Origin of the sequence: Spartinivicinus marinus, assembly GCF_026309355.1 — a bacterium.
GTDB classification, from domain to species: domain Bacteria; phylum Pseudomonadota; class Gammaproteobacteria; order Pseudomonadales; family Zooshikellaceae; genus Spartinivicinus; species Spartinivicinus marinus.
The window spans coordinates 4,436,958-4,453,820 of the sequence record NZ_JAPJZK010000001.1; the positions used below are offsets into that span (position 1 = coordinate 4,436,958).

Sequence of the window (16,863 nt, forward strand, 5' to 3'; positions counted from 1 at the left end):
ATGTGATTAAGTTAACAGTATGTGGGCTTGTCGTAAAGCTGAAGAAGGCAAGATAGATCATGTTTCAGCGCTAAACCCCTTATTGTAGTTGTGTTAAGTATTTGCTTATAACAGTAGCTCAAAATGTGATCTATTTATCTCTATTGGTGTGTTCGTCATCAACTGAGCTGATTTACATAATTTAGCAAAATCAATACTCTTGAAGGAGTAACAAAGAGTAGAACTTATTTTGGTTTTTAATCAAGAGGTTAACAATAAATAAGCAGTGTTTAGTAAGAAAATTTTAAAGGGATAAGCAGTATCATGGTGAAGCATTTATTAATTTTTTCATTACTTATAAATATATTGTATTTTAATTCTCTGGCGAATGCAGATACTTATTCAGGAAAGGGGATTACTGTAGCGGTAATTGATTCTGGAATCAATAGTACTCATCCACAGCTTCGTCATGTTACCCGTCATTATTGTTTTTCAGAAAACTGGGACAAAGAAAATAATTATAAAAAAGCCAGTTGCCAAAATAATTATCATGGTAGTAATAACCCTGCAGATCATGGAACCCATGTTGCTGGCATCATAGCAGCTAAACCACTGAGTGGTGGTGCGCCAACTGGTGTTGCTCCTCAAGCTGATATTGTTAATTTGAGGGTGCTGCATCAAGCGAATAATGGGTCTAACTTTGATATTGCAGCAGCGCTTAAAGCGATAGATAGTAATCCCGAATTACAAGACGTTAAAATTATTAATATGAGCTTGGGTAGTCGCTCGTTTTCCAGTTGGTCTTGTGTGCCTCCAACAGGACCTGCGCGTGAGATAAAAAAGTATATTAATAAGCTCACTCAAAAAGGTATTATTGTGGTAGCGGCTTCGGGAAATGAAGGGTTTAGTGTATTTAAGGATTTTCCTGCTTGTTTAGACAATGTTATTGCTGTAGGTGCTTATAAAGAGAATATGGAAAATAAAGAAACCATTGCTGAGCAACAACGGTTTGCTCATACAGAAGTGCTTGCACCAGGTTATAATATTATTTCTACAAATGAAAATTTTGATCTAATGGATAAAGACAGCTTGTCAAAAATTGATTCAGGCACTTCCATGGCTACTCCCGCGGTAGCGGGTTGTATTGCGCTTATGGCTGAAAAAAACCCGTATATTAACACCGAAAAAGTTAAAAATATTTTTAATACGACGTTTCAAAAGAAATTACAAAAAAACACTAAAAAGAAACAAGCTGCTGTTTTAGATTGTATTGCCGTATTGAACAACACACCTACCGCTAAACTAGTATCACAAAAGTAACGCGTTATTTTATAATAATGACATCGCAATCACCTTGTTTGATAAATCGCTCAGCCAGCTGCCCATGCATTGCATGGGTCCAGTGGTTTTGAGGTAGCCAACCTATAATAAGTAAGTCGACAATTTGCTGTTGTAATCGCTGTTTGATGACATAATCAGGTTCTCCTTGTATACAGGTAATGGCAAATGTATCTGTGGGCAGGGAACTTAGCAGTTGGTGAACTTGCTGATCAAAGTAAGTTTGTCGTTGTTTAACTTCATTTTGATGAGGTTGGGTAAGATCTGTGTCAACCAGCCATTCGGCGACTAAAGGCGTTACTGCATGAAATAACTCAAGCTTGATGGTTAAACAGTTAGCCAACCAACTGCTGGTGGCTATTATTTTGTGAGTTAATGTTTCGTGCTGAGTATCATGTGACTCGTTGCTAACACAAACTAACCCTCGTCGACTTGGTGTTGACTGGGTGATAAACCATATGGATGTATTGGCCTCTTTAGCTAATTGAAGGGTGTTTAAAGCCATTAAGTGTTGTGTAAAAGAGAGAGTCGGATGGAGGTCTTTGAAAATCATGGATATCTGTTTATCTAGGCAGACCTGATTTAGTTGATGTACACCTTCTATGCCGAGAAAAATCCCACAGTAATGATGAGTTTTATTTATATTTAATCGGCTACAAATCTGTTCAATCTGCTGTCTTAATTCTGCTTCAACTTGCTTATTATTGGGGAGCTGGTAGTTTGGTAAGGGTAAGTACTTAAGCGGCTTAGGAGTTATCACAGCATAATAAACGTCTTCTGCAAGTAAGGCTGCTGTCGTTATTGCTTTATTTAAAAAAGTGGGAGAAAAAAATGGCCAATCCAATAGCACCAAACCAAAAGACGAATGTAGTGTATTGAGAAAATTCATTGGTTAACCGCTGTTTTATAATGATTATCTAAACAAGTATTTATTATTATGGCATAAAAAAATAGTGATTTGATTCACGGTTTGGTTGTTTGGTAACCGTTTTTAATCGGTTCAGTTTTTTTTATTGCAAAAAGTCATTATATACTCCTCTCGGACGATTTATTCGTGCAATGGAGAGTTTGGCTTAATGAAAAAAATGAATTTAATTACAGTGGGTATTGTTCTAAGTCTGGCTTCTTATACAGCAGTCGCCGAAGAGCAAGTTAAGCCCCACGCGTATGTTGCTCCTTCGGTGGGCAAATACTTTTTTAATAATGACCGTGGCCTTGAGGATGACTCAATTTACAGTCTGGACTTTGGTTATCAGTTTAATGAACGTACTGCCCTTCAATTAGGGGTAGGTGGTTTAAAAACTGAAGACCCTGGTTTGGATAACGAAGTTGATGGTCAGTGGTATCACCTAGATGGCCTTTACTTTTTCAACCCAACAGGTAAATGGAAGCCTTATCTATTAGCCAGCGCGGCTCACATGAGGCTAGACCCAAATACCTCTGGTGTTGATGAGGAAACACTACTAGGCGTAGGCGTCGGTATTGAGCGTGAGTTAACAGATCGATTGGCGCTAAGAACCGATGTGCGTGGTTACCATAGTCTTGATGAAGATGATAACGATGCAGCTTGGATGTTCTCACTCAAATATGCTTTGGGTGATACTAAAACCAGCAAGCCGCGTAAAGTAACGCCAGCACCTACACCAGTAGCAGAGCCGAAGACGATTTATGTCGATAAGCCTGTTAGTGTGAGGCTTAATGTTGAGTTTGACTTTGATAAGTCTGAGGTTAAGCCTGAGTATTACGGCGAGCTGGAAAAAGCAGCTCAGTTCTTACGCAAATACTCTAACGTGCATGTCACTATTGAAGGGCATACTGACTCAGTTGGTAATGACACCTATAACTTAATGTTGTCTCAATCTCGTGCTGATGCAGTACGTGAAGCGCTGATTGAACAATATCAGGTTGATGGTAATCGCTTGACCTCTATTGGTAAGGGGGAAGCTGAACCTATTGCTGATAACGGAACACCTCTGGGCCGTAAGCAAAATCGTCGGGTTGTTGCTACCATTGAAGCGGTTGACCGTGTACAAAAAGTAGTTTCTGAGTAATAACCTAAAGCTGAGTTGGTAGCAGGTGATAGGCCTGTTTACCAGCTTCTGCTGATGTTGCTTGTTTCATGCTAATTTAAAGACGTAAAGGGATAGTTATTCTACTAAGCGACAGCCTGCTTAATGACTCTTTGTAAAACCAGTTTGTTTATTAAAAGCGCTTGTTGATTAAAGAAAAAAGCCCCAAGGTCGATATTGGTGACATGGCTATTTTCTATTGACGACAGGGCGAACGATGGTAAAGCAAGCATTCTCTCTCTGGAACCGTTCTGGTATTCGTTACCGTACAGCTGTTTTATTTTTTCTTTTAACAACTACTGGTGTATTACTGGCTGGCTGTGCTTCACACCGAATTAACCAAGAGCTAGATTTTGCATATCAGCACTATGATAATGGTAATTGTGTTGGCGCTTTGCACTCTCTCAGTCGGGTTGATCGAATGATTCGCTCGCAGCCTCGGCGTTTTTTACAACCAGAAGTATCAATGTTACGAGGCCTGTGTTTAGAACGACAAGGCCTGTATATGGACGCAATCGAAACTTACCGCTTCATTCAGCAGACATACCCTCAATCTGAATATGCCTATCGTGCCAAAGCCAGAATCAGAGTATTAACGGGTGGCAAAGTGGGTAGAAGCCCTTATGCTAAGTGACATTTTAATGTCCGTTTGTTAACACTCGCCTTTTAACTTTTATTACTTACGACTACACTTTTACTAAGATTGTGCAATTCGCAAGCTACAGGATGGCATGTGATTTGTTTGTAGTGGTGATATATCTACTGAGCTTGTTCATACAGGGAGGTGCAACTGATAACGAAATTACTAGTTTACTAACAATGGCAAATCATAGCTTTACTCATGAAAAACGTCTAATTCCTCGCCACCATCTGACTGAATACCTGACTGTTTATAATGGTTATACCGATAGGGCGATGGGCTTTATTGGTAACATATCCACACAGGGACTGATGCTGATTAGTGAGCTTCCCATTATGACAGGTGCTGAGTATCAGCTACTGATTAAATTACCTAACAACGCTGGAGTGATAGATTTTATTGCAGTCTGCTTATGGTGTAAGGCGGATGTAGATCAGCGCTACTTTGACTCAGGATTTGAAATTATCCACACTCATCGGGGGATTGAAGATATTGTTGAGTCACTAAAACACTACTTTAGCTTTAAAGATTAACGTTAAGGACCGACTTTAGTTTAAGAGCTAGCTTTATTTAACGATTTATTTAGTTTTGCAGGCTAACCCCGTAGAATACCCTTATGTAATTCACATTGAGTGGTATTTGATAGTTATCTTCCCTTATGTCTGAACAGTCGGAATCAACCTATGCAATTCCTGCCGAATCGATTGCAGTTGAACATGAAGTTAAGCGCAGCCGGTTTATCGCTTTAGTTGAGCGTATTCAAGATCGCCAACAGGCACTAGCAGCGATAGAGCAAATAAAAATACGTTATCCAGATGCTCGACACCATTGTTGGGCTTATGTTGCAGGTCCACCTGAAGGTGCAACCAGTATTGCTTTTAATGATGATGGCGAGCCACAAGGTACAGCGGGTAAGCCCATTCTTAATGTAGTACAACATCATAAAGTGGGTGAAGTACTTGTAGTGGTGGTGCGTTATTTTGGTGGAGTCAAGCTCGGTGCGGGTGGTTTGGTTCGAGCTTATTCAGGAGTAACCCAAGCTGCACTTGAAAAGTTACCAACTATATTAAAAGTGCCGTGTATTACTGCAACCGTTAGTTGTCAGTACTCCTTTGAACCCATTTTAAAAAGCTTATTACCTGAATATCAGGGAACTATTATCGACTGTCAATATACCGACCATGTGGAGATGGCCATTCAACTGCCGCTGGAAAACAAACAGTTGATGACAGCAGCCATCACTAATAAAAGTAAAGGGCAAGCTAAAATCACCTAGCCTGTTCATCACGAGAAATAACGAGTAACCAATGCCACAAGCCCCAACGTTATATTGGTATGATTTTGAAACCTTTGGCGCTGACCCAGCCAAAGACTGGCCTGCACAGTTTGCGGGTATTCGAACTGATCAAGACTTCAATGAAATAGGCTCTCCTGATAGCTTTTACTGTCGACTACCTGATGATCAGTTGCCAAATCCAGAGGCTTGCTTAATTACAGGTATTACTCCACAAACTACTTATCAACATGGGATAACTGAAGCGGCGTTTGCAGATAGAATTTATCAGCAGTTTAGTCAGGCACACACCTGTGTATTAGGTTACAACAGTATTCGATTTGATGATGAAGTGACCCGTCACCTGTTGTATCGTAATTTTTTTGATCCCTATGCCAGAGAGTGGAAAAACGGTAATAGTCGTTGGGACTTGTTGGATGTAGTACGCGCAGCTTATGCATTGAGGCCAGAAGGCATCGAGTGGCCCATTAATGAAGAAGGTTTGCCAAGTTTTAAGTTGGAGCTATTAACCCAAGCCAATGGGATTGCTCATACTCAGGCTCATGATGCTTTATCAGATGTCAGAGCTACGATTGCCCTGGCGAAGCTGTTACGGGAAAAACAGCCTAAGTTATTTAATTTTATGCTAAGCATTCGCCATAAAAAGCAGGTGTTAAAATATCTCTCAACAGGACAGCCAGTTGTACATATTTCAGGGATGTTTTCTGCTAATCGTGGTTGTATGGCCGTGGTCATGCCTCTCGCTGAGCATCCAACTAATAATAATGGTCGTATTGTCTATGATTTAAGCGTAGATCCTACTCCCTTGTTAACCTTATCTGTGGAAGAAATTCGCGAACGTTTATTTACCCCTGCTAGTAAATTGTCGACAGGGGTAGAGCGGATTCCCCTTAAAACGATTCATATTAATAAATGCCCGATTATTGCTCCACTAAATGTGTTGCAGCCAGCTGACCAGGAACGTTGGCAAATCGATTTAAACAGTTATAAACAACATCATCGAGTATTAGTAGAAGCACCAGGATTAGGAGATAAAGTAGCAGAAGTATTTAATCAGCTGCCTGAGACCCAAACAGATAACCCAGACTTAATGCTTTATAGTGGTGGCTTCTTTAGCCCTTATGATCGTAGCCAAATGAATCGCTTAAAAACGTTGCCGCCTAGTCAGCTAGCGGATATGGTGGGGCAGTTTCAAGATAGTCGGCTGGATACCATGTTATTTCGCTATCGGGCTCGCAACTACCCTGAAACACTGACTGCGTCAGAAGATCAACGCTGGCAAAGTTGGTGTCAAGCCCGGTTACTGAATAAAGGTGCAGGAGGCAGTATTTGTTTATCAGAACTGCAAGCATTAATCAGGGCTCTCTTGTCTACCAAGCAAACCCCTCATGAGCAGACTATTCTAAGGCAGTTACAGCAATTTGCAGATGAAAAGCAAGCAGCTCTGCAACTCCCTTAAAGTGTTTAAATGCTAATTGCTTAACCAATAGGTCAGGTAATATAATTCGTTTCCTTTTGGTTATAGTTGGATTGTAATCTGTACGAGGCAGTAATCACTGTCCGTTAGAAATGAGGCAAATATGTCACGTAGTTACCGGTTGGTTATAGGTTGTCCTGATAGGGTAGGAATTGTTGCCAAAGTCAGTAATTTTTTAGCTACTTATAATGGCTCAATTACTGAAGCCAATCATCACTCAGACACAGACTCCAATTGGTTTTTTATGCGCCATGAAATCTGTGCAGACTCTTTGCCGTTTGACCTTGAAGGGTTAAAAACAGCATTTGCACCCATTGCCAATGAGTTTAATATGCAATGGCAAATTACCGACTCAGAAGCCCCTAAAAAAGTTATTTTGATGGCCAGTAAGCAGGCGCATTGCCTGGTTGACTTATTGCACCGTTGGCACAGTGGTGATCTGCACTGTGAAATACCTTGTGTTATTTCTAACCATAATGATTTACGCAGTATTGTTGAGTGGCATGGCATTCCTTTTTTCCATGTGCCAGTTGATAAGGATAATAAAGCTAAATCTTTTGCTCGGGTTATGGAGCTAATTACAGAACATGAAGCTGATACTATTGTATTAGCTCGTTATATGCAGATTTTACCGCCCGAAGTGTGTAAGCAATATGCTGGTAAAATCATTAATATTCACCATAGCTTTTTACCCTCTTTTATTGGTGCAAAGCCCTATCATCAAGCTCATCAACGAGGGGTGAAGTTAATAGGTGCTACTTGCCATTATGTCACAGAGGAATTAGATGCTGGGCCTATTATTGAGCAAGATATAGTACGAATTAGCCATCGAGATACAGTCGCGGACATGGTGAGATTAGGAAAAGACTGTGAAAAAACGGCGCTTGCTCATGGTTTACGGTATCATTTAGAAGACCGTGTTATCATTCATGACAATAAAACTGTAGTTTTTGTTTAAAAGCAGTTGTCTGAACTGAAAGCCTCGAGTGTTCCATGCGCAAAATAAGGTAACAATTTTATGCATGAGCCACTCGCTCTTTTTTCGACTAAAATGTAAGAAAAAGGGTAGAGGCATAAAAACTTGAATAAACTCATTGAATACCTTTGTGTATTTGTTTGTCTTAGTCTCTCAGCTGATTTATTGGCTACAGCTAGCAAATCAGCAAAAACAATAATAGTCTCAGGCTTGCCTGACTACTTTCCATTTTCATTTGAAGAAAATGGTGAGCTGAAGGGCGTATTCATTGATCTCTCAAAAGATATTTTTGCAAAACTAAAAATACCAGTAGAATATCGTATATTTCCCTGGAAAAGGGTATTGAATAATGCAAAACATGGCCGTATTGATATGATCGCAGGGCTTTACAGGAGCCAAGTAAGAGAAACTTACTTAGATTACTCAATAGCTATTATCCCTGACCCAACAGCCATTTTCATGAGAAAAGGTAATGAATTTGAATATGAAAGCTGGGATGATTTAAAAGGAAAAAATGGGGTGACTGGTTTAGGTTATGTGCTGGGAGATAAATTCAGTCGATATGAAAAGCAATATCTAAATCTATATCGAGTGGAAGGATCGAAAAGAGCATTTACTCTATTAGCTGATAATAAAAGACAATTTGATTATACGATAAATGGATTTTATCATAGCTTGCAGCTATTAACTCAATTGGGGCTTTCAGATAAAATCACTTATTCACCTCATTTTGTTACGAATCCATCACTTTATTTCGGATTCTCCAAAAAAAAGCTACTGGGTGATTTATCTGAAAAAGTAAATATATTGATAATTAAATACCAGAAAAATAGACTAATTAGACAATATATTAACAAGTATGTCGAATCGTTACAGATTCAAAAAGCTGAGATGTAGCCTAAAGGGCACCTTCAATGATAGCAAACAATGAAGGAGTCCCTAATGAAAGGTCTTCATATGTAAAAACTACTATGGGTTTATATGGTGTTGAAAAAATATACTATCTTCAGAATTGTTTTGCAGTAAGCAAGTGAAGCCATTTTTTTCGAGTACACGTTTTGATGCAATATTGTCTTTATCAATACCAGCAGTCAATAATGAAATATTGTTGTGTCTGCACCACACAATAAACCCTTCAATGAGTTCGCTTGCAAACCCTTTGCCCCAGGCAGGCTCTTCTAATATATAACCAATTCTCAATGCCGTTTCGTTACTATTATCTTCATCTTTAGTCAGAATAAACAGCCCAATAGGTATATTTGTCTGTTTTTCAATAATCAATAAAGTTACTCCCTCGCTATCTCTGGCTTTAATCCAATTTTTTGCATGCTCATCCGTATGGATATTTTGCCAGTCTGCAGGAAGTGAATGTGTGACAGCAGGAGTCAAAATTTTTTGAACTGTGTCTGTTAAGTTAAATTGTGGGGGCACATTCTTATCAATGGCGTGCCATTCGGTGATTAATAATCGAGAGGTTTCAAAATGATGCTTAGTTATAGTCACTTTTGTCTCTTGTAATAATTAAACTTAACAGTTGAGGTATAACTTATTAAGCTAGCCTATATCGAGTACCAACCAATGAAGAATGAAATAACTAACTAAAAAATCAGTGAATATTATAACGCTCAGTACTAAACTATAAGAAAGCAACGTTTTGATTAACTTCATGGTTGATTGCCTCTTTGTCATAAAAATATGTTACATCAATGTAACTGTCAAGTTCAACGCCTGAAAATAAAATATGTATAAATACTTACTTTGTAATCATGAGTAATTTTATTTGCTACTCCGCTAAGCAAAACACTTCGAAACAACTAAACATCTTAAATATCTGTAATACAGGCATCAGGGTAAGCATAAGCTTGCTATGTTCTTGCTTGAACAGGTAATCTTAGCAGTGTAATGTGCTGATCCACTGACTAAGCACAAGACCGCGTTTAAATAGTTCTGTGTTTTAGCAGTTTAATGGTGCTAAAAAGATTAGACATCCTAAAAACTAAACAACTTTTGTCACAGAGCCAACAAACATGAATAGCCCTAGATTTGTAACCGGTCCCCTCATGCCGCATATATTGGCAATGAGTTTTACAAGTGCTGCGGGTATTACCGCACTGTTTTTGGTGGATCTGTTGGACATGTTCTTTCTCAGTATGCTAGGTACTACTGAGTTGGCTGCTGCGGTGGGGTATGCAGGTACGGTTGCATTTTTCACTACGTCTTTTGGTATTGGTCTTTCCATATCATCTGTTGCTCTCATATCAAAGGCAATAGGAGCAAATGAGCGTGCTAAAGCTGAGCGTCTGATGGTGCATGTGTGTGCGACTGCATTGATTTTTTCGAGTTTGGTCGCTGGTATTGTCTGGATTTATATTCCTGATTTGTTGTCGCTACTCGGCGCTCAGGGCAAAACCCTTGCGCTTGCTGTCAGTTATTTAAATATTTTAATTCCCTCATTACCATTTTTGAGTCTTGCCATGTGCCTTGGTGCAGGCCTTCGTGCTGTTGGTGATGGCAAACGGGCGATGTACTCCACCATTACAGGTGGATTGGTTAATGCGGTACTAGACCCTATTTTTATCTTTAGTTTAGGCCTTGGTGTAGAGGGAGCAGCCATTGCCTCTGTTTTTGCCCGAATTACCATGTTGGTTATCGCTTGCTGGACTATTGTAAAACACCACAAGTTGTACACACGCTTTCACCCCAAACGTTACATACAAGATTTACGTAGCATTAATGGGATTGCTATTCCCGCGATTCTCACCAATATTGCGACCCCTACTAGTAATGCTTTTGTGACTAAGGCAATGGCAGCATTTAGTGATGATGTTGTGGCTGGTTATGCCGTTATCGGGCGACTGATACCGGTTTTATTTGGAGTGATTTTTGCGCTTTCAGGTGCAGTGGCGCCCATTGTTGGCCAAAACTATGGTGCAGGCCAGCTGGATCGTGTCAAAGAAAGCCTTAATAAAGCCATCCTATTTTGTATTGGTTATATTAGCGTGGTCAGTCTATTGTTTTTTCTGGTAAACAATCATGTGATTGCTGCTTTTACCTTAACGGATGAAGCAGGGAAATTAGTACGATTTTTTAGTCATTTTGTGGCTATTACCTTTATTTTTAATGGTATTTTATTTGTAGCAAATGCTTCGTTTAATAATCTGGGCAAGCCGACTTTTTCTACAATGATGAGCTGGGGTAAAGCCTCTCTCGGCACTGTGCCGTTTATTTGGTTAGGTGCAGAGCTCTATGGTGCAGAAGGAGTATTACTTGGCCAGGCGATTGGTGGCATGTTCTTTTCATTGATTGGCATTTACTTAGCCTATCGTTTGGTGGGCCAGAAACAACTGGCCTGTACCCCAAAGCCACAACCACCTGTAATGGATACCGATTTAAGCTCAGAACTTAATCCCTTATCATCAAGCTGTGCCCAAATAAATCAGTTAACTGAAAAGCCAGATAGCTAAGAAGTCTGTCTCCCCAGTACGAAGGGTAAAATAGATTTTGATTAAGTATTTTGTGTGATTTGTTGTGCTAAACGTTAGTTTCAAATGAAATTAAGCTATTGTTTTCACACCAATCATTAGATCTAATATAATGAGTCAAATCCTTAACCTGACTAACCCATTCTCGTTTGAGGTAAGGCAGTGTTACCTGAATACCATTGTGGGTTAAGTCATGAAATGATGTGAACATTTTTCTATATTTATTATCAATGATTGGTATTTTTTTATGCTCAAGGCAAAAATATAGAAACGTGTTCCATTGGTCATAACAAGAAAAAATAGCTTGTTCTCCTGGAACATCTACTTCAATTAAACAAATACCTTGAGAAAATTCATGTTCAGATAAAAGGTCATAAAGTATTGAGAAGGTTGGTTGGTAAGCCCACAACCAAATTGGAGTTGAATTTTGTATATTGATATTTCTTTCTTGCATTCTTTCGCTCATCCAGCGATAAGCGATTAACCAATTATCATCTACATGCTTAGGGTCGGCATAGTAGATATTATTATACTCTAAGTGTTCGGCAACTTTAGTATGTTGAAATGTCCACAGTTTCATTATTAGTAACTTACTTATTTCACTTCATTAAATGCAGATTCAACAGACTCATACTGTTGTTTGGTTTGGCTGGATTTAAATTCAACCCAACGAAAAGGGATTTGACCAGGCCCATCGGGGCTTTTCCTTAAGTGATAGTAAGTGAGAGTAACGGGCGACTTATCAAAGTTATTCACCTGGGTTTTAGTGGCAATCACGATGATCATTTTATTCTGTATTTTAAAAACTTGTAGGTCCCTAAATAGATACCCTAAACCAGAAACTTTTTCGTCCCAAAAGGTAATATTTTGAATATTCTCTCCAATAGGAGTATGCAAAAAATGGCCTTCTTTGCTTTTAATGTAAAATGTGTAAGTGGTATCTGGGTGTGAGGTACTATTGTCGTATAAACCCTTAAATACAACATCTTGTAGACCATCATTATTGAAGTCAAGGAAGTTAGGGCCTGATTGTAGTTCAATGGGGTTATCACAATGACCAATCAAAGAATAGGTGCATAATATCGTAATAATAAGCTTTTGAAGCAAAATTAGTTCCTTACTAACCTGAAACCAATATCATCTAATCGATAATGTCGAGAGTGTATATCACAATACGCTAAGTTAAGACCTTTGCTATTTTTCCAGCTTTCCCCACAAAAGTAATGCATTTTGTTGAACATGCCAGCACTAATTTGATCTTCATTTAAGTAGCTGTCATAAACCCATTCTGAGATATTACCTGACATGTCATACAGACCCAGTTCATTAGGTTTTAGTTGTTTAACAATTGTTGTACCTTGTAGCTGAGAGTTTTCCTCATTCCAAGCAACCAGGCTTTGGTTATTGCTTCCTGCATGGATGGTTCCATAAGTACCTTGTTGAATAGCAGGGTATCCACCTCTGGCTGCGATATGCCACTCATTTAAAGTAGGAAGACGAAAGCCGTTAGCATTGTTCACTATAATATCTATTTTTGAGTTTTCTGCACTCCTGATTACTTTTCCTGCGCTGGTTTGATAAATTGGTTGCAAACCTAATTTTTCGCTTAAAGCATTAGCCCATACAATAGCATCTAGCCATGATATCAGTGTGACAGGGTATTGACGAGAGTTTGTTTTTTGATCAAAGCAGGAGTATTCTTTCCAGCCGTTACAACCATCAGTTAGCTGGTAACCATGCTGAGTAGCCCAGTTGTATATTGCTTGGTATAAGTCGTAGGTTACTTCAGTGCTCATTATCCAGTAAGCCTGTGGAGCAACACTTGCTGTTTTGTCGTAATTTAGTTTCCCAAACAGGTCTCCAACATAATAGCTATAGTTACGAACAAGCACTTCTTCAAATTCGATGATAGGATTGCTTGTACTAATATTCACTAATCTTTTTGCTGCTTTTGCTTCTACAAATAGATGAAGAGCCAGGAGAAGTATAACGCAGGTAATTTTTAGCATTGTATCTTTTATATTTTGATATAGAAAACAGGTCATCGTGGCATTCCAAGCGAGTTTTACTTTAAGCCTCAGTATTATGTTTACAATGCTATATAATAGTACTAATTAAGGTTAGTCGTTTTATTGATAAATTTTAATTGGCACTGTTTACCCTGGTTGAGGTTAAGTATTTTGGGATAGGTGTTAGGTATATAGTACTACTTCAAGTTATTACACATTCTCTGGATGCACTTATTATAGAATGTTACATTTATGTAACTAATGATGCTATATAGTATATGTACGTATAAAAGTGTGTAACCTGTTTCTTGCAAGTGTTCATTGGCTTTACTTGCATTCTTTCTGATAAAGAATGTCACCCTTATACCCGTCGCGAATGATGTTTAGATTTTGTTATCATCGTTAAGCACTGCGGATAGTGTGAATACAGTTTATGCATGGTGGTATGGATACCAATAATTAGAGCAATGCAGGAGCAGAGGAGTAATAAACAGTCTTTAACCCTGTTATCTATTATTTATAGTCTCGTAGAGACATCACACCGATGATCTTACCTAAAGAATATTCGCTTCGGTTATATATTTTTCTTAATAATTTCTCAACGTTAACTGTTTTGAAGGGTATTGCTATTTATTTAGGAAATGCATATTGGTTATTTATCTAATATTGATAGGTTAATAAATAGATTTAAGAAGCTCAAAACTGCTGAAATATTAAGAAATACTTAGCTGAGGGCTATTGACTAGAATATGTAGGATGTTACATTGATGTAACGTTTGGCTGCGAATGTGTAAGTAGAGCATTCTATCAATAATGATTGAGGGGTTGAGTATGAACTTTACTTTAGCGCTTATGGGGCTTGCTATTTATATTTTACTTTGGGAAAAATTGCCCGACTGGGGAAAGTGGTTTAACTGGATTATAGATCGCTTACCTAAACCATTAGCGTATCTTTATGAGGCTTGGCATTGTCCATATTGTTTTGGGTTTTGGATTAGTTTATTTTTACACGGAATTACAGGTATTCAAACTATTCCAGATTTGGCAACCATGCCTGTTTATCTAGGAGTGGCTGGTGTCGCCATTGGCTGGTTTCTTGATGCGTTAGCAACCGCCACATTGATTATGCTAGGGCAACTGTTGCTTAATGCAATTGCGGTTCCTGCAATAAAAGGTCATCAAATGACAACTGAATTTCGTTTATCTTTTAAAAACAAAGAAAGCAATTAACAGTCATCCCAACCACCTTTTATTTATAATCACATGGAGGTATTTATAGTCGCATGGAGGCAAGTCTATTCAGCATAAGGAGTTTGCAATTACCAAGCAGCTACTGCACTCTTAAGCGTTGTGTGTTTCTTATGCACTGAGGCTGTCACAACGTCTTTATGCGTTGTCCTATTTCTTGAATCTTTAGTTATGATCTCATGCAAACAATACAAAAAAACCTTTGGCTCTGAGCATATAAGTCAAGTATGTGCTTTTGGTAATAGTTGGTTGAAAAGCGATCTATCTGTAGGGTGATCAACTGTATCTGAGTAAATTGAGTGTTATATAGTCAACTAGTATATCTATAATGAATATGTTTATGCGCTGTGGAAATATGAAAAATAGAAAGTAGATTTACTGAATAAAAGTTGCGCAAATAAGGGTGTGTATTCACTACAATAAAGTATAAGTCGCTTTAAAGCTGATTGCATAATGTTTAAAATCCACTTGTTTCAAAGCTAAGTGATTTGTAGCCACGAATGAAAGCTAAATAATGCTAGTAGGGTCTACCTTCTTGTAAGGATTAGGTAGGGGTAAAGTATACTGTTTTGATTGACTAATACTGCGTTGTTGAAACAGAGTAGTAGCAAGTGGCTAATCGCTTTTGAACTAAGTAATGACGATGTGCTTTTTGATATTAACTCGCAAGCATGATACGCCATTGTAACATTGGTGTCTATATATAATGTGTAATACACGTCAAAAAATCCTAGAGGCAGGGGTAAAAGAGCTGGCAGCTAACCCAAATGCCTCGATGGAAGCTATTGCCACATCTGCTGGTGTTAGCAGAATGACTATAAATCGCTACTTTAGTAATAGAAAAAAGCTATTAGAGAATATAGTCTTATATGTTTTTGAAAAATACCAAATGATACTGGATGAAGCAGTAGAGTTGCACGAAAAGCCTGTAGAGCAGCTCAAATATTATGTTCACTCCAGTATTGCATTTGGCGACATTGCGACTGTGCTCAAACATCATGCAGACTTTGATGAATCTGAACATGATCCTAATACCTGCCAGTTTTCTGATACAAATAAAAAACTTAAGAAAATCATTACGCGTATGCAAAGGTCTAAACAAATTAGGCGAGGTGTACCTGTATTTTGGGTTCTTCAACTATTGGATTCAATACTTTTTACTTCTTGGGAGTCAATTAAGCAAGGGAGGTCCACAGAGAAGGAGGTGCTATTATTGGCATGGGATAGCTTTAGCCATGCCGTTCTAAAAGAGGTTGATTGACGTTAATTTTAATGCAAATGATTAAAAATTACCCTTTTGTGATTGATGAGTAAATAATGGGCGTTTATATGCGCCCTATTTAGCGAAATATTACTATTAATAACGGTGACTTGAAAAGTGTATTGTGTTACAGGGTTGCAACATTTTAATTGAAGGTAAGTTAGTTTGCAATAGCTAAGTGTTAGTGGATAGTTGTTGAATAGCAATTACCTCTTTATTTCCTTTATATCCCTTATGAATAACTTCTAGATTTCGCAATCACTCTTTCTGATTGACAAAGATGGTGAGAATAAATATATCAACTGTTATAAAATATACGTACTGATTAAGGCTAATTAAATTTAGTTATACTCTTCGCGAATGATTTTTAGGCTTTGTTACCATCACTTTTCACCCCAGTCATTTAGTTTATCTAAACTCCTGGGGCTTCATCGCTCGGTGGCCTTGCCTAAATAATCCTTCGCTGTGAGTATATATCACTTTATTTTTACACCTAAAAATGATTCATGAAGGGTATATTTTAGCTAGCCGACCATTGACAACCATTTTCGGAAATAGCCTGGTAATCTTCTTCAAAACTGTAAACTTTCCCATCCTTTTTTCTGATATATTTAAAATCGTGAATTAATGCGCCTTGGCTTACTAATATATATTTCCCACCTGTGCCACCACTGGTTACTTCTTCCCATTCATTTGTAAATTCTAGAGGCCTTCCAACCGATATTTCTTTAGTTTCTTCTTTTGTATTTCTGACAAGTATTTTTCCGCTTCCCTTTTGGTATGAAACATAGCCAAATTTTTCGTTACCCATAGGGAAGTTAAATTGAAGCTTAATAGAGTTGTGTAAACCAACTGATTTGAGACACCTGAATTCAGATTCATCTGCTATAACATTAAGAGAGGAGACAATAGTTAAATACACGAGCCAAGAAATATTTTTCATTGATTTCACTCAAAATAGTTTGAGATATGTTAGATTTTTTTGTGGTATATAGCGGTGATTATGTTTTGGTTGCTTTGTTAGCATTTGTTACTCTACTCGACCACCAAATTCGATATTTTCAACTCTACCTTTATGAAAAATAATCAC

17 protein-coding genes are annotated in these 16,863 nt (G+C 38.1%); 11 read left to right on the forward strand and 6 right to left on the reverse strand.

The window, feature by feature from the left end:
• Nucleotides 1–303: 303 nt before the first annotated feature.
• Entirely contained in the window at nucleotides 304–1,299 is a 996-nt protein-coding gene (locus tag OQE68_RS19860; RefSeq protein WP_180569457.1) for a S8 family peptidase, read from the forward strand.
• A gap of 4 nt (nucleotides 1,300–1,303) precedes the next feature.
• Here OQE68_RS19860 and OQE68_RS19865 read toward each other — a convergent pair whose 3' ends face one another.
• Complete coding sequence (locus OQE68_RS19865) at nucleotides 1,304–2,206, reverse strand: universal stress protein (protein ID WP_180569456.1); 903 nt, start codon at nucleotides 2,204–2,206, stop codon at nucleotides 1,304–1,306.
• A gap of 187 nt (nucleotides 2,207–2,393) precedes the next feature.
• Between OQE68_RS19865 and OQE68_RS19870 the strand changes: the two genes are divergently transcribed.
• From OQE68_RS19870 to OQE68_RS19900, 7 genes are all read left to right on the forward strand, one after another.
• On the forward strand, nucleotides 2,394–3,368 hold the full coding sequence (locus OQE68_RS19870) for an OmpA family protein (RefSeq protein ID WP_180569455.1): 975 nt from the start codon (nucleotides 2,394–2,396) through the stop codon (nucleotides 3,366–3,368).
• 235 nt (nucleotides 3,369–3,603) lie between these two features.
• Entirely contained in the window at nucleotides 3,604–4,020 is a 417-nt protein-coding gene (locus OQE68_RS19875) for a tetratricopeptide repeat protein (RefSeq protein ID WP_180569454.1), read from the forward strand.
• A 185-nt stretch (nucleotides 4,021–4,205) separates the two neighbouring features.
• Nucleotides 4,206–4,559, forward strand: coding sequence for a PilZ domain-containing protein (locus OQE68_RS19880; RefSeq protein ID WP_180569453.1), 354 nt, complete (start codon nucleotides 4,206–4,208; stop codon nucleotides 4,557–4,559).
• Nucleotides 4,560–4,684: 125 nt separating this feature from the next.
• Nucleotides 4,685–5,302: a YigZ family protein gene (locus OQE68_RS19885; protein ID WP_180569452.1), complete on the forward strand. Its 618-nt coding sequence runs from the start codon at nucleotides 4,685–4,687 to the stop codon at nucleotides 5,300–5,302.
• A gap of 31 nt (nucleotides 5,303–5,333) precedes the next feature.
• Nucleotides 5,334–6,779, forward strand: a complete 1,446-nt coding sequence (sbcB, locus tag OQE68_RS19890) for an exodeoxyribonuclease I (protein ID WP_180569451.1) — start codon at nucleotides 5,334–5,336, stop codon at nucleotides 6,777–6,779.
• 121 nt (nucleotides 6,780–6,900) lie between these two features.
• A complete protein-coding gene (gene purU, locus OQE68_RS19895) occupies nucleotides 6,901–7,755 on the forward strand; it encodes a formyltetrahydrofolate deformylase (RefSeq protein ID WP_180569450.1) in 855 nt (284 codons plus the stop codon).
• A 123-nt stretch (nucleotides 7,756–7,878) separates the two neighbouring features.
• Nucleotides 7,879–8,670, forward strand: coding sequence for a substrate-binding periplasmic protein (locus tag OQE68_RS19900; RefSeq protein ID WP_180569449.1), 792 nt, complete (start codon nucleotides 7,879–7,881; stop codon nucleotides 8,668–8,670).
• Nucleotides 8,671–8,742: 72 nt separating this feature from the next.
• Here OQE68_RS19900 and OQE68_RS19905 read toward each other — a convergent pair whose 3' ends face one another.
• A complete protein-coding gene (locus OQE68_RS19905; RefSeq protein WP_180569448.1) occupies nucleotides 8,743–9,276 on the reverse strand; it encodes a GNAT family N-acetyltransferase in 534 nt (177 codons plus the stop codon).
• Between the two features lie 575 nt (nucleotides 9,277–9,851).
• Here OQE68_RS19905 and OQE68_RS19910 point away from each other — a divergent pair.
• On the forward strand, nucleotides 9,852–11,237 hold the full coding sequence (locus tag OQE68_RS19910) for an MATE family efflux transporter (protein ID WP_266195782.1): 1,386 nt from the start codon (nucleotides 9,852–9,854) through the stop codon (nucleotides 11,235–11,237).
• Between the two features lie 67 nt (nucleotides 11,238–11,304).
• On the opposite strand, the gene OQE68_RS19915 is transcribed toward OQE68_RS19910, so the two are convergent.
• The 3 genes from OQE68_RS19915 to OQE68_RS19925 are packed head-to-tail and all read right to left on the reverse strand — an operon-like array spanning nucleotide 11,305 to nucleotide 13,189.
• On the reverse strand, nucleotides 11,305–11,835 hold the full coding sequence (locus tag OQE68_RS19915) for a DUF3841 domain-containing protein (RefSeq protein WP_180569446.1): 531 nt from the start codon (nucleotides 11,833–11,835) through the stop codon (nucleotides 11,305–11,307).
• Between the two features lie 14 nt (nucleotides 11,836–11,849).
• On the reverse strand, nucleotides 11,850–12,362 hold the full coding sequence (locus OQE68_RS19920) for a carbapenem self-resistance protein CarG family protein (protein WP_180569445.1): 513 nt from the start codon (nucleotides 12,360–12,362) through the stop codon (nucleotides 11,850–11,852).
• A 2-nt stretch (nucleotides 12,363–12,364) separates the two neighbouring features.
• Nucleotides 12,365–13,189: a formylglycine-generating enzyme family protein gene (locus OQE68_RS19925; RefSeq protein WP_180569444.1), complete on the reverse strand. Its 825-nt coding sequence runs from the start codon at nucleotides 13,187–13,189 to the stop codon at nucleotides 12,365–12,367.
• Nucleotides 13,190–14,095: 906 nt separating this feature from the next.
• On the opposite strand from OQE68_RS19925, the gene OQE68_RS19930 reads away from it, so the two are divergent.
• On the forward strand, nucleotides 14,096–14,494 hold the full coding sequence (locus OQE68_RS19930) for a hypothetical protein (protein WP_180569443.1): 399 nt from the start codon (nucleotides 14,096–14,098) through the stop codon (nucleotides 14,492–14,494).
• 724 nt (nucleotides 14,495–15,218) lie between these two features.
• Nucleotides 15,219–15,773, forward strand: a complete 555-nt coding sequence (locus OQE68_RS19935) for a TetR/AcrR family transcriptional regulator (protein ID WP_180569442.1) — start codon at nucleotides 15,219–15,221, stop codon at nucleotides 15,771–15,773.
• 520 nt (nucleotides 15,774–16,293) lie between these two features.
• On the opposite strand, the gene OQE68_RS19940 is transcribed toward OQE68_RS19935, so the two are convergent.
• Complete coding sequence (locus tag OQE68_RS19940) at nucleotides 16,294–16,716, reverse strand: hypothetical protein (RefSeq protein WP_180569441.1); 423 nt, start codon at nucleotides 16,714–16,716, stop codon at nucleotides 16,294–16,296.
• Nucleotides 16,717–16,863 lie beyond the last annotated feature (147 nt).